Genomic DNA, 14153 nt, shown 5'->3' with positions numbered 1-14153 from the left:
GTTACGAGGGGAAAAGCGCACTGCAATTGGTGCGCTTTTTGCATTTATAAAGGAAGTGATTCACAAAGACCGCCAAGTGAACATAAATCAGTCATTGATCATCATGCGGTTGTGAGTGGTTTACTTTCTATAAAATGATCTTTTATTCATGCGTAAAACTGCACCTTGAAGTCACTTAGGTATATACTGCGGGCTCTGCCAAGGAGTACTTATGACACAGCGAGTTGCAACGAATATTATTACTGGCTTTCTAGGAGCGGGTAAAACCACCACCATCTTGCATTTATTGAAACATAAACCCGCGAATGAAAAGTGGGCCGTATTAGTTAATGAGTTTGGTGAAATCGGCATTGATGGCGCATTGTTGACAGAACAAGGTGCCATGATCAAAGAAATCCCCGGTGGATGTATGTGTTGCACTGCAGGTGTGCCTATGTCAGTCGGTATTAATGCTTTGTTGAGAACAAAGCCTGATCGCTTATTGATTGAACCCACAGGGTTAGGGCATCCTAAAGAAGTGACTTCTAAGTTGTTATCAGAACAATTTAGCCCTTATGTGGATCTCAAAGCCACAATTGCCTTAGTTGACCCTCGTCATGTTTCAAATGAAAAATACACCAGTAACCAAAATTTTAATGATCAGCTAGATTCAGCTCAAATCATTGTTGCGAATAAATCTGATCAATCGACAGAGCAAGACTTAGATAACCTAATCCTTTGGTTTGACGGTTTTAAAAATAAACATAATCATAATATTGAACAACTACACTTGGTGACAACGTCACAGGGTGAGCTTGATTTATCCTTATTAGATCATGACAGGATAATAGAGCCGTTACCGACATCGGGGCATTCAGGGCACTCACATGACCATTTAGATCCTAGCTTTGGTTTAGAGCCTGGGCAAAAATATGTCCGTAAAGAAAATAAAGGACAAGGGTATTTCAGTTGTGGTTGGCTGTTTGGTGCAGAGCTTACGTTTAATTTTGACCAGTTGTTTTCAATGTTATCAGCATTGACGGCTGAACGTGTTAAAGCCGTAATGAGCACCGATCAAGGATGCTATGCGTTTAATGTGTCTAATGGTGTGGTATCGGTAAATCAAATGACGCTAGAAGGGTATGAATCAAGGATTGAAGTGATTGATAGCCAACTGATGCCTTGGCAACAGCTTGAAGATGTCTTGTTGTCATTAATCTTGCCGTGATCGGAGAATTCACTCTCTTAGAAAGATAAAGGTACCTATGATCTTCATTAGGTACCTTTTTACAGTCCAATTACCTGAATCTGATATTACTTAGCTAAGCCTTTTTTAATCACCTTATCGACAACTGAATTAAGAATGAAATCAGGCATGTATCGGTTTAAAAAATAAATCAGCTTCGCTTTAGCGCCAGGGACGATGATCGGCTTTTTCGCTTCAATACCTGCCATAATAGCATTCACGGCCTCATCAACCGTGAGTACACCAGCCACTAATTTGAGCTCTAATGTAATTGGGTTGATTGATTTGTGCTCTTCAGTGACCATCGGTGTCGAGACTTCAGGAGGGCAAATAACAGAAACCTTAATCCCTTTCGGTTTAAGTTCCATTCGAAGCACTTTAGCCAATCCCATAACGCCAAATTTAGAAGCGCAGTAAGCAGAATAAGTGTAGTTACCTGTTACGCCAGCCATCGATGAAATCATCGCAATATGACCATCAGTTTCTAAGTGTGGTAAACAAGCGGCAACCATATTACGTGTGCCAAATAGATTGATGGATACGACTTTCTCAAATTCTTGTTGTGATTGTTCGCTCACTAAACCAGCTAACAAGATGCCTGCACAATGAATAATAAGCTGTGGTTTTCCAATAGCATTGACAGCTTGATTCACTTCTTCAGTAAGTTGTTCACCGTCGCACACATTTGCAGTATGAAATGATAATTTTTGAGTTGCTGGACAAGCTTGTTCGAGTTTTGCTTTTACTTCATCTGAAAAGCGCAAATCAAACACTGCGATATTTTTGCCTTGCCCTAAGTAACGCAACGCTAATGTTAAACCCATTCCGCTGCCGCCACCGGTAATAAAAATAGTATTTGGAGAAGCCATCATGTCACCTTTTGATGTGTATTATGAGTTTAAACGTACGTTTAAAATTTATTACTGAGTTTTATATCACTAAAGAAAAATAACAAGCAATGCAAAGCTCATTTATAGTCGTAAAACTGTTAAGCAACTCAATAAAAATAGTGATAAATGAGGCTGTGCGGACAGTATTCAGCCAACTGAATCTGATGGGGCATCAGTGTTCATTTTTATCTATCTATTTATTTTTGATTAAATGAAAAAGCGACAGAGAACCTGCCGCCCATCCAGTAAGATCGTGTTTTAGTGAAAATTAACGCTTGTTACGTAAATAACGCTTACGACGTTCTTCTTTTTTCTTAATTTGAGCTTCTTTTTTACGCTCAGCTTCAATTTCTACATCAATTAACTCTTGAGTGATCATCTCTGGTAGTTCAAGAGTTACTTTACCTAAAGTACCGCTTCTTAATTCATGTAGAAGAATTTCAGAGGCTTTGTGTAAATCAATGCGGCCACCCGCGCGCAGAGCCCCACGTTTACGGCCAATTTCTTCCATTAGCTCAATTTCAGTTTCTGGCAGTTCGTCAATGTTGTAGCGTTCTTTCAATAAATTTGGATATTGCTTCGCAAGGTACTCAACCGTATAAAAAGCCACTTCATCGTACTCCATCGCCGTATCTTTTACCGCGCCAGTTGCTGCAAGGCGAAAACCACTATGCGGATTTTCTACTTTTGGCCACAGAATTCCTGGAGTATCCGAAAGCACAATGCCATTTTGTAAATTGATACGCTGCTGACGACGCGTCACCGCAGGTTGGTTACCGGTTTGGGCGATCATTCGGCCTGCTAGGGTATTGATAATGGTCGATTTTCCTACATTCGGGATCCCCATGATCATGGTGCGAATATCTTTACCAATAGCTTCACGATGCGGAGCCAGTTTGCGACACAACTCCATGATTTTGAACACCTCCTGAGGATTCTCAGTGGTGATCGCCATCGCTTTTACACCTTGCTCTTTTTCAAAGTGCTCGATCCACATTTGAGTCAGTTCTGGATCAGATAAATCGCGTTTATTCAGTACTTTCACACAAGGCTTATCACCGCGAAGTTGTGAAATAAGTGGGTTCTCGCTAGAAAAAGGAATACGAGCATCCAAGACTTCAATGATGACATCAATTTTAGGAATAACTTCTTCGATCTCTTTACGAGCCTTGTGCATATGCCCCGGAAACCACTGGATTGCGTTGTTGATTGTTGACATTGAATCGCCTTTAAATTGGATGTTCACGCTGTGGGTTTAAAAGAGGTACGAAAACGCTACCAAATAGCCAATAAAACCCAATAGCTAAAATTACGTAATTAGGGAGATTGTAACATTCAAGTAAGGGGGGAGGTAGATTAATTGAGATCCTGCATTTTGATACCAAGTGGCTCATAGATAGTAAAACCCTTTACATGCTTTGCTATGATAAAATTGTAAAATATCGAAGTATTTGTCAATGCTGACCCTCAGACGTGGAAATTTACTAGGTTAATGTGAATTAAAATTCTAGGTATTGTTTTAATTCGTGGTAGTTATTTAACACAATCTGTTGACCTTGAGCGGTTCCTCTTTGTGAATGAACATTAATATTGTATGTATCGAGAACATATTGAATTAATGTTGGGTTCGTTGAGATTTTCAATACGCCATCTGCCATATCAAAATCATGTTCAATCACGGCCTTTTGCTTATCATCGAATCTTGAGTCTGGAACAAGCTCAATATCTACGTCGGTATTCCATAGGTCATCATCTGCCTTAGTATATTGGGCCTTATCATTTAGATCTGGCACACCACTAATTCGGCTTAATACAAAATCTCGATAGCCTTTGGAGTGTTCGCAGTAAGCGCGAACATGCCATCTTAAAGGCGTGCAAACTAGAGTGTGCGGTGAAATTATTCTTTCTACTTCAATGCCGTCTTTAATGGGTGTGTAGCAAATATCGACACGTTTTTGTTCTTTTATCGCCTGTATTAATGGACGCAATGCTTCTGGAGAAATGTTACGGGCAACAGAGCGGACGGTTTTAGTGTGGTCAAAACCCATTTCAAGTGAATTAAACGTTGAAATCATATCCTCGCTACGAGCCAATATATGAAGGTACTCTTCGGCGTGTCCGGTGGTGAGCTTGGGTGAGAAGTTTTCACTAGGCTTATAGCCTTTTAGATACTTGTCATAGATGAGATTACCTGGTGCAATTTCAGCCAAATAAGAGTTGATATCTTTCGACGCCTGCTGACGCCCAATACCAAAGCTTTGAATCAAATGATTGGTTGTCAGCCTGCCTTCCCACAAGGCAATAATTTCAATTAAGCGATAACGAAATAATAAATCCCAGCGTATTGGCCACTTCTTCATGTGATCATTTCCTGTCCAGTTTTGCGACGTGTGTATGTATTCAGTATTTACCTGTCGCTGATGTGGTCATATTATTGTTGGGACTGAAGATCGTCAAGAAAGTAACCAGAACAGCGTAACGCACTTGCGGGTGGCCTCTATGAATTACATTAACAGTGATAACAAAAATGGTTTATGGGAACTTGCGATTAAAGGCATCGAAGGTCCAATATTAGCTAGTGAATATCTGGGGCTTTATGGTTCAACACCTGATGAAGCTCGTACAGCATCTATAAAGAAGAAAATTGTAGTTCATAGCGCGGAAGGTGAAGACTTTATTCAATGTGGTTATTGCGGTCTCCCTATAAGGTATCGAGCACGAAGTGCGACTAGTAGAGCAGCTTTCTATCACAAGCATATTCCGGAGTTGGATGAGGTCGATTGTCCATTTCACAGTGATTACCATGGTGATTTTGCATTCACTGAAGCTGAAATGCATGAAACTCAATGGCACTTTCGCACAAAGCACTTTATTGCCGGTACATTGAGGGAATCAGATCAGATAAAGCGTGATTCAGTCCAAGTAGAAAAATTTGTCTTTGCAGAAAAAGGTACTTCTAAAAAATGGCGCAAGCCTGATATTTACTTTGAAGACACCAATGGTAATCGATTCGCGATAGAGTTGATTCAAGGTTGGTTGGATCCTGAAATAATCCATGCTCGCGAGCAGTTCTTCTTAGAGGAAGAGATCAACCTGATTTGGTTGTTTAGTGAAGGTCGAAGCGATTCTATTTTCTATTACATCATGTACGGTATCGCCTTAGAGGCTCACCCTGAAAGTTTTGTGGAGTTTGAGCGCAAAGTAAAAGACATACAATGTAATGCCTTTGTTTTCTCACAAGAAGCGTTAGTTAAAAGCCAAGAGAGCGGAGAGTTCTACTTCGAAGCACACTTCCCCGAGTTTGATTTTCAATCAACAGAGCTTTTCTTAGAGATGAGTTATGGGTGTCAAATGGTGGTATTGAGTGACCTAATGTTATCTCCAGAAAGACTACCATACGCAATCAATACAAAAGCTGCTTTACATGGAAAGCAACAAGAACTGTCAGCTGCTATACAGGAAAAGGCTCAACGAGAGTCTCGACAGTCAGTCAAACGAATCTATCAATTGATTGATCAGATTGATTCTCGTGGAGAGAAGGGGGAGCTTTCTTCGTTAGCACTTGCGCATTTATCAGATGAGATAAATGAATGCTTTGATTATGTATTACAGGAGTATGATGAACGGAACTCCCTATTTGAATTAGCTCGTCAAGCAATTGCCCAAGCACGCACTAGGCTTGAAGAGCGACAAAGGAAAGCAGAGCGTATAGACCATGCCAAGGAGCTTAGAGGATTGTACCATCAAATAGTTTACGTCCGAAGAGTGCTTAATCAAGATGTAACAGTTCAAGAGTTAACGGATATCAGATACCACCTAGCAGATGTTATGAGCGATTATTGGAATGTCATATCTAGCGATTTGTCTTCTCCCATCTGGCGGCGTTATTTGAACATTCTTTTAGAAAAAATTGGTGCTCAAACAACATCACTTGCCAAAGATCTTCCTAAACCAGTGGCCATATGGAGCATCACTAATGATCTTCTCAGCTACCCACTTGAAAAGCGAATGCAACTGTTCGAAGTTCATAGTCCGTTGGGTATCGAGATGTCGAATCAGCTCTCAGCATATTCTGTAAACAAATCACCTCAAGAGACTCAAGAGTTAAAAAATAAACTAGATGAGATAAAACACAGAACTAAAGTGCAATTTTTAAATAAAAATTGGAAGGTGTTAATGGGGAGCTGGGATCCGGAACATAACTGTCTTGATACTTTTCTTCGAGCGGGAGACCTTTTATGTATTGAGGAGCCATCAGAACTTCAAGGACATGAACAAGATTGGGTTGAAGGCGTATTGAATAACTTTGTAGGTAGGCTGGCCACCCAGGTAAATGAGTTCTACTCAGCTGTTTTTGAAATGTCTTACGTTAGGGTTGATAACATTAGATTGGGTAAGTTACTGGTGTTTTGGGATTGGCTTGAAAAAGGTGGGTTTCTCTTTGGTCAACCAGTTTCTGAAGAGAAAGCGGCTGAATTAAGGAAATACCTGTCAGAGCAACATGTATAGCCTTACATTTCCAAATGGGTAGTTCCATCGCTTAGCATTTGGGAAACCGAGACAGCAAGGATCGAACAGCCTTTATACAATGACATTCGTCAGGCCGTTAATATCGAAAGTTGGGATAAAGCATTATCATACCTTGCGGATAGAAATTTCATCTATTTGTGTGGAGATAAGCATTACGTTATTAGCTCTGCAGGTATGCACTTTTTAAATCTTCATATAGAGAAATACAGTGAAGACCAAGCAGAATAAAGTTACCGATAAATTCTTTATTTATCATGCATTTTTGTATTGATCTATCTATCAAATACTTACTTATCTCCTTGTTCGAATTGGGGGATTGCATTATTCTGGTAAAATTATAAAAAAGACGTATTGGATCTTATATCAGAAAGGAAATGGCATGGTGAATCGGAGTAACTTTGAGTTTTTAAAGCATCATCATGAATGCTTGTTTCAACTTGCCGAAAGCGCTGAGCGCAATTTTTCTCCCGATCCAAATACCGCACTAATTAAAATTCGTCAGCTTGGTGAGGCGTTAGCTCAAACGATTGCCGCGAGAGTCGGTGTTGAATTTGGCCGAGATGTAAAACAAATCGATTTACTTAAAGATTTAGATTACACCCTCCGTTTAGATGAAAACGTAAGAGAAGCCTTTCACACCATTCGTAAGCTAGGTAACACCGCCACTCATACGTTTACCAGCAATAGCCACCGCGATGCGCTGCAAGCCCTTATTATTGGGCATGCGCTGGCCAGTTGGTTTCACATTACCTTTGGTGGTGAAAAAGCCAAAGGGTTTACAATCGAAAAATTTATTAAACCTCAAGACCCTTCTGAATATGTCCGTGAACTTGAAGAGAAATACGCGCAGCTGGCAGTAGAGTCTCAAAGGGCACAAGACCGACTGAAAACCGCAGAAGAACTGAGCAAAATCGAAGCAGAAAAAGCACAAGCAGAGCAAGCTCGTGCTGATAAAATGGCTCAAGATCAAGCGGTTTGGAAAGACATTGCAGAAGAACAAGAGCAAACATTAATTACTTATCGCGCCAAAATGGATGAAGCGAATATTCAGTATTTTGCTCAATTCCAAGCACAACCAAAAGAACAGCAAGCCGCCGAAATCCAGCGTATTGAAAAGTCCTATTTTGAAATGGATGAGCAGGAAACGCGCGCGATTATTGATCAGCAACTTAATGATGCAGGCTGGAAAGCGGATACACCAAACCGACGTTATTCCAAAGGCACAAGACCACAACCCAACCTAAACCAAGCAATAGCGGAATGGCCGACGGAATCTGGTCCCGCTGATTATGCGCTATTTATGGGAATGACACTGGTTGCCACCATCGAAGCTAAGCGAAACGCTAAAAATGTCTATGGGGCGATTGATCAAGCTAAACGTTATGCGCGTGGTATTCACCAATTACCAGAAAATGTTGAAGTCACACAATATGGCGAATATCGAGCACCGTTGACTTTTGCGACTAACGGCCGAGCCTATTTAAAGCAGTTTGAGCAAGAAAGTGGTATTTGGTTTTTAGATGTACGCGAAAGCACCAACCGCCGCAAAGCCTTAAAAGGTTGGTACACGCCAGAAGAAATCAAAAGTTATTTACGCCAAACGCCACAAAAGGCCAATGCTGAACTTGATGACATGGGCTTTGACTACGAGCTAAAGCTGCGTGATTATCAGAAAACCGCCATTTTGAACATTGAACAAGCGATCAAGCAAGGCAAAAGTACCGCGATGGTCGCCATGGCTACCGGAACCGGTAAAACCAAAACCTGTATTGCGCTTGTGTATCGCTTACTAAAAGCACAGCGTTTTCGCCGCATTTTGTTTTTGGTCGACCGAAGTGCTTTGGGCGCACAAGCCACCACAGATTTTGATGAAGTGCGAATGGAAAACCTCAATACCTTCGCCGACACCTTTGAAGTATTAGGCATTGATCCGAAGAAAAAGCAAACCACACCGTACCCAGAAGAAGACACCAAAGTGCATATCGCCACTGTTCAAGGCTTGGTGAAACGTATCATGTATCCATCTGAAAATGGCGTTAAGCCGGGCGTCGGTCAGTACGACTGCATAGTGGTGGATGAATGTCACCGTGGTTATTTATTAGACCGAGAATTGAGTGATACCGAAGTGCAGTTTCGCGATCAAGATGATTATGTCTCTAAATATCGTGCAGTGATTGAATACTTCGATGCTTTTAAAGTCGGTTTAACGGCAACGCCAGCCTTGCATACCAAAGAAATTTTTGGTGATCCGGTATTTACTTATAGCTATACCGAAGCGGTATTAGATGGTTACCTAGTGGATCATTTACCGCCTGTTCGTATTCATACCAAACTCAACACCGAAGGCATTAATTATCAAATTAACGATGAGGTACAAGTCTACGATCCTCAAACACAGCAAATTGATTTAATTAACACGCCGGATGAATTGAATTTTGATGTCTCAGAGTTTAACCGCAAAGTGGTTGCACCTGCATTCACCAAAACCGTGTGTAAATGGCTGATTGAGTCCGATTCATTAAACCCATACTCACAAGAAAAATCGTTAATCTTTTGTGTCACCGACAAACACGCCGATGAAGTGGTCGAAGCGCTCAAAGAGGCGTGTGAAGCCTATCATGGTGAAATTGAAGATGACGCAATTCAAAAAATCACCGGTGCGTCTGATAAACCGTTAGAAAAAATTCTTAGCTATAAAAACGATCGCTTGCCAAACATTGCCGTAACCGTCGATTTGCTCACCACAGGTATCGATGTGCCTGCGATTTGTAACTTGGTGTTTTTACGTCGAGTGAATAGCCGAATCCTGTTTGAACAAATGCTAGGCCGTGCGACACGTCGTTGTGATGATATTGGCAAAGAACGTTTTCGTATTTTTGATGCGGTTGACATCTACAAACAGCTCGAAAAAGTCAGCAGCATGAAGCCGGTCGTCACCAACGTGAATATTACTTTCACCGAGCTTGAACAAGAAATCACAACCAATGATGATCTTAAGTTGCAAACGCTGGCAAAAGAGCAATTTATCGCCAAATTGCAAAGTAAGAAAAGGCATTTATCTCCAGTACAAGAAGATGAATTTGAGCGTATAACAGGCCAGCCACCAGAGGGTTTTGCTAAACAGCTCAAACAAATGAAGCCTGAAACCGTCGCACAATGGTTTACTGAACATCCAGGTTTAGGTGAATTATTAGATATGAAAGTGCAAGGTGGCCGTGGAGCGAAAACGGTTGTAATTTCAGAGCATGACGATGACTTTGTTGAAATCACCACAGGTTATGGAAAATCAGCCAAGCCAGAAGATTACCTCACGGCATTTAAAGATTATATTAATGCCAATAGCAACCGTATGATCGGTATTCAAACCGTGATCCAACGCCCTTGGGAATTAACCCGAGAAGATCTTAAAACTCTCGCGTTGGAATTGGAAAAAAACGAGTTTCGTGAAGAAGATTTAAAAGTGGCGTGGAAAGAAGTGAAAAACGAAGAAATCGCAGCTCGAATCATTGGTTTTATTCGCCAAGCTGCATTAGGTGAAGCGTTAATGCCTTATGAGCAGCGCGTCGATAAAGCTCTAGAAAACATCCTCGCTCGCCAGCCGTGGAAAACGCCGCAAAAAGAGTGGTTGAACACCATTGCCAAACAGATGAAAGCCAACATCATTGTCGATGAATCAAACTTGAATGAAGGTATTTTTAAACAAAGGCTTGGTGGTATTAGCCGTGCTAACAAATTATTCGATCAACCCGTGACGGATGTGCTAGCCGAATTTAACCGCGCATTATGGACAAAAAATCAAAGTGCCTAATCCATATACAAATACATGAATTAGCGCTTGTATTTCCTAACACATGGCCTGTATTTCTCAATACATGAAAGTGAGAAGGGTATATAATCCGTTTTCTTTTTTCTCAATCACAGGGCTATATGTACTCCAAGAACGAAGAGTATATTCGCCCTGTGAAACATCACCAACTAGGTAAATATTATGACCACCCAACATCTGATCAACAAACTATGGAATTTATGTAATTTATTGCGTGATGATGGCGTGACATACCACGAGTATTTAAACGAATTAACCTATTTGATCTTCCTAAAAATGGTGGAAGAAACCGGCCAAGAAGAGCTGATCCCAGAAGGGTATCGCTGGTCAGATATCGAAAGCTTTAACGCCGCCACGCGTTTAGAAGAATACAAAAAACTGCTTATTCACTTAGGCTCTCATGGCTCGCTGATCACCAAAGCCATTTTTGCTGATGCTTCCACCTGTATTCGTAAACCCGCCACGCTTAATAAACTAGTCACCGAAATTGATAACCTAGATTGGTACTCGGCTAAGCAAGAAGGCTTAGGCGATATGTACGAAGGGTTATTAGAAATTAACGCCAGTGAGAAAAAATCCGGCGCAGGGCAATACTTCACGCCGCGTGTGTTGATTGAAGCCATGGTGGAATTGATGAAACCTTCACTCGATGATGTGATTGTCGACCCAACCGCAGGCACGGGCGGCTTCTTAATTGCGGCGCATCACTATATTGAAAAACATCACGATGTTAGTGCTCTGATTGATACCGCATATTCCAAATACCAACACAAAACCTTCTTTGGTATGGAACTGGTACCTGATACGCGTCGCCTTGCGATGATGAACCTGATGCTGCACGATTTGGCGGTCGATGATAATAATGCAGGCGTGCTCTACGGAGATACGCTTTCCAACGAAGGTAAACAACTTCCTAAAGCCAGCTTAATTCTTGCTAACCCGCCGTTTGGTACCAAGCAAGGTGGGGGCGTGCCGACGCGTGATGACTTAGTGCATTACACCTCAAACAAACAATTGGCCTTTTTGCATGCCATGTATCACAGCATGCTAAAACCCGGTGGTCGCGCGGCGGTGGTATTGCCAGATAACGTATTATTTGAAGGCTCAACCGGACGTAAAATCCGCAACGATTTAATGGAAAAATGCAACTTGCACACCATTTTGCGTTTGCCGACCGGCATTTTCTACGCCGCTGGGGTGAAGACCAATGTGCTGTTTTTTGATAAGCCAAGCAACATCAACAAAGACAAAGGCAACACCAAAAACGTCTGGGTGTATGACATGCGTGCCAACATGCCGCAATTTGGCAAACGCACCGTATTAACCAAAGCGCATTTTAATGAGTTTTATCAAGCGGTCGGCAGTGACTTAACGCAAGTTGACGAAGCTAAGCGCCAATCCTTTATCGACAACCACAAAAACGGTAGTGAAGTTGGTGATGTTGATACCTGTCGTTTACGTTGCTTTAGCCGTGAAGAGATTGCCGCTAAAGAAGACTCGCTTGATCTGGCGTGGATCCGTGATGACAGTATTGAAGATGCCGCCAACTTGCCAGAGCCAGATGTTTTAATTAATGAAGCAATTGAAGAGCTGGCAGGAGCCATCACTGATTTAAAATCCATTCTGGTCGAATTAGGTGCATCGGAAGGCGATGAAGAGGTGGTGTTATGAGCGCATTGCCGAAAGGGTGGAAAACCGTTCGATTGGGAGATGTAACTTCTAAACCTCAATATGGATATACAACAAAAAGTAGTGCAGTAGGAAATGTACGCTATCTTCGTACAACCGATTTAACATCAGGAAAGGTGAATTGGGAGAGTGTTCCTTACTGTGTTGAAAACCCTGTTATTATTTCAAAGTATCAATTGAAAAATAATGACATTGTAATCTCGCGTGCAGGTTCGGTTGGGTTCCACTCCTTAATTAAAAATCCTCCTGCTAATACAGTTTTTGCATCATATTTAATTCGCTTTGAGCCAAATGGAAATATTGAACCAAAGTATTTATCTCACTTTTTAAATTCGAGAGAGTATTGGGAGCAAATTACTGAGAAGGCTGCTGGTGTTGCAGTACAAAATGTAAATGCTAAAAAATTAGCTGATTTGACTTTGCCTTTAGCATCTAAATCACAACAAAAACGCATTGCCGATAAACTCGATTCGGTACTCGCCAAAGTCGATGCCGCCCAAGCTCGCCTTGACAAAATCCCCACGCTGTTAAAACGCTTCCGCCAATCAGTGCTGGCCGCTGCAACCTCTGGTGAATTGACGAAAGAGTGGCGGGAGGAGAATGGTGTAGCAATTGAATGTTGGCAGAAAATAGAACTTAAAGACGTTTGTAGAAGTATATCTGATGGAGATCATCAAGCACCACCAAAAGTGGAAAAAGGTATACCTTTTTTAGTTATTTCAAATGTTAGTAGAGGCTACATTAATTTTGGTACAGTGAGCCGCTGGGTTCCTCAGAATTATTATGATTCCTTGAAAAGTATACGAAAGCCAGAACTGGGAGATATCTTATATACTGTGACAGGTTCATTTGGAATCCCATTGATAGTAAATACATGTGATAATTTTTGTTTTCAAAGACATATAGCCATTATTAAACCTATTGATAAAGTCATAGAACCCTATTTTCTAAAACTTTTTCTTGAATCACCAAAGATTTATAAACATGCTTCGAAAATTGCAACTGGAACAGCTCAAAAAACAGTATCGCTGACTAATTTGAGAAAGTTCCCAATAACTCTGCCTTCAAAAGAAGAACAGGTTGAAATCTCTAATAAGGTTATTGAATTATTCGAACACGCCAACACCGTCGAAAAACAATACCAAGCCGCGAAAGCCCGTTTAGATAAACTCACTCAATCTATCCTTGCTAAAGCCTTTCGTGGTGAATTGGTTACAGCGGATGACTGCGACATTGAGCAAGTGGTGAGCTAAGTGGAAGGGGCGTTATGAGCGATTTAAAATTAAACGTCACTTATAAGTTGTGAGTTCTCATTATGAAATTAAGACTTATTTCTTCTATTTTTATATTTTTAAGTGCTTATTCACCATTAGCGATAATATTGGCGATACAGGATTTTAACTTTGATACATGGAAGTTTGAGCATGCTCTTATAGTTTTTAGTTTACTTGGCTTTGCGGTATTAAGTTGTGTTGTTGTGATTGTCGCCGTTAATTGTATCAAAACTTCAAGCCCTCCCGTAAATGTGATTGATATATCTAATCGTTCTGGTGAGCTGGTGAATTACAGCATTCCTTACATGATATCCTTCTTTGTAATGGACTTAGATAACACTAATTTACTGTTAAGTTTTTTATTTTTTATGTTAATGATGTTTGTATTAACACTTAAGACGCATAATATCTTCATTAATCCTATATTAGCTATAGTGGGTTATAATTTATATGAGGTTACTTATCAACGAAATAATAAGCAATATCAAGACTTTTGTTTAGTTAAGTCACCACGATTAATGGTCAATGAGCAATGCCGGATGATTGAGCTATCTGAGAGGCTTTTCATCATTACAGAAAGGAATCCTAAGGTTTAATATGAAAAATAAAATGTTAAAAGAATTAAAGAAAGAACATTGGAAAGAAGCTGCTGTATCCTTATATGTAGTAAAAAGAAAGTTAAAAAATAAAAAAGCATCATATACAGTACATCAGGTAAA

9 protein-coding genes are annotated in these 14153 nt (G+C 40.7%); 6 read left to right on the top strand and 3 right to left on the bottom strand.

Annotated elements, in window-relative coordinates:
* Nucleotides 1-211: 211 nt before the first annotated feature.
* A complete protein-coding gene (locus tag A1QC_RS13695) occupies nucleotides 212-1207 on the top strand; it encodes a CobW family GTP-binding protein (protein ID WP_017024965.1) in 996 nt (331 codons plus the stop codon).
* Between the two features lie 86 nt (nucleotides 1208-1293).
* On the opposite strand, the gene A1QC_RS13690 is transcribed toward A1QC_RS13695, so the two are convergent.
* The 3 genes from A1QC_RS13690 to A1QC_RS13680 all read right to left on the bottom strand — a co-directional run bounded on the left by A1QC_RS13690 (nucleotide 1294) and on the right by A1QC_RS13680 (nucleotide 4475).
* Nucleotides 1294-2094 carry an SDR family NAD(P)-dependent oxidoreductase gene (locus A1QC_RS13690; protein WP_017024964.1) on the bottom strand — a complete coding sequence of 267 codons (801 nt, stop codon included), beginning with the start codon at nucleotides 2092-2094 and terminating at the stop codon, nucleotides 1294-1296.
* Nucleotides 2095-2383: 289 nt separating this feature from the next.
* On the bottom strand, nucleotides 2384-3334 hold the full coding sequence (ylqF, locus tag A1QC_RS13685; protein WP_017024963.1) for a ribosome biogenesis GTPase YlqF: 951 nt from the start codon (nucleotides 3332-3334) through the stop codon (nucleotides 2384-2386).
* Between the two features lie 280 nt (nucleotides 3335-3614).
* Nucleotides 3615-4475 carry a WYL domain-containing protein gene (locus A1QC_RS13680; RefSeq protein ID WP_017024962.1) on the bottom strand — a complete coding sequence of 287 codons (861 nt, stop codon included), beginning with the start codon at nucleotides 4473-4475 and terminating at the stop codon, nucleotides 3615-3617.
* A gap of 139 nt (nucleotides 4476-4614) precedes the next feature.
* On the opposite strand from A1QC_RS13680, the gene A1QC_RS13675 reads away from it, so the two are divergent.
* The 5 genes from A1QC_RS13675 (at nucleotide 4615) to A1QC_RS13655 (ending at nucleotide 14030) form a co-directional block, all read left to right on the top strand.
* Nucleotides 4615-6624 carry a hypothetical protein gene (locus tag A1QC_RS13675; RefSeq protein WP_017024961.1) on the top strand — a complete coding sequence of 670 codons (2010 nt, stop codon included), beginning with the start codon at nucleotides 4615-4617 and terminating at the stop codon, nucleotides 6622-6624.
* A gap of 400 nt (nucleotides 6625-7024) precedes the next feature.
* Nucleotides 7025-10453, top strand: a complete 3429-nt coding sequence (gene hsdR, locus A1QC_RS13670; protein ID WP_017024960.1) for a type I restriction-modification system endonuclease — start codon at nucleotides 7025-7027, stop codon at nucleotides 10451-10453.
* A gap of 180 nt (nucleotides 10454-10633) precedes the next feature.
* Entirely contained in the window at nucleotides 10634-12142 is a 1509-nt protein-coding gene (locus tag A1QC_RS13665) for an N-6 DNA methylase (protein ID WP_017024959.1), read from the top strand.
* Nucleotides 12139-13413, top strand: a complete 1275-nt coding sequence (locus A1QC_RS13660) for a restriction endonuclease subunit S (RefSeq protein WP_017024958.1) — start codon at nucleotides 12139-12141, stop codon at nucleotides 13411-13413. Before A1QC_RS13665 ends, A1QC_RS13660 begins: the two co-directional genes overlap by 4 nt.
* Before the next feature lie 62 nt (nucleotides 13414-13475).
* Nucleotides 13476-14030 carry a hypothetical protein gene (locus A1QC_RS13655; protein WP_017024957.1) on the top strand — a complete coding sequence of 185 codons (555 nt, stop codon included), beginning with the start codon at nucleotides 13476-13478 and terminating at the stop codon, nucleotides 14028-14030.
* Nucleotides 14031-14153: the final 123 nt, after the last annotated feature.

This window comes from Vibrio rumoiensis 1S-45 (genome assembly GCF_000286955.2).
GTDB lineage: Bacteria > Pseudomonadota > Gammaproteobacteria > Enterobacterales > Vibrionaceae > Vibrio > Vibrio rumoiensis_A.
Note: the sequence above shows the minus strand (reverse complement) of the source record. Positions and strands in the feature narration are given on the sequence as shown.

Bases quoted from the DNA above. Each gene is read 5' to 3' on its own strand.
- A1QC_RS13675 (WP_017024961.1), top strand. From the start codon at position 4,615: ATGAATTACATTAACAGTGATAACAAAAATGGTTTATGGGAACTTGCG.
- A1QC_RS13690 (WP_017024964.1), bottom strand. From the start codon at position 2,094: ATGGCTTCTCCAAATACTATTTTTATTACCGGTGGCGGCAGCGGAATG.
- A1QC_RS13680 (WP_017024962.1), bottom strand. From the start codon at position 4,475: ATGAAGAAGTGGCCAATACGCTGGGATTTATTATTTCGTTATCGCTTA.
- A1QC_RS13695 (WP_017024965.1), top strand. From the start codon at position 212: ATGACACAGCGAGTTGCAACGAATATTATTACTGGCTTTCTAGGAGCG.
- A1QC_RS13655 (WP_017024957.1), top strand. From the start codon at position 13,476: ATGAAATTAAGACTTATTTCTTCTATTTTTATATTTTTAAGTGCTTAT.
- A1QC_RS13665 (WP_017024959.1), top strand. From the start codon at position 10,634: ATGACCACCCAACATCTGATCAACAAACTATGGAATTTATGTAATTTA.
- ylqF (WP_017024963.1), bottom strand. From the start codon at position 3,334: ATGTCAACAATCAACAACGCAATCCAGTGGTTTCCGGGGCATATGCAC.
- hsdR (WP_017024960.1), top strand. From the start codon at position 7,025: ATGGTGAATCGGAGTAACTTTGAGTTTTTAAAGCATCATCATGAATGC.
- A1QC_RS13660 (WP_017024958.1), top strand. From the start codon at position 12,139: ATGAGCGCATTGCCGAAAGGGTGGAAAACCGTTCGATTGGGAGATGTA.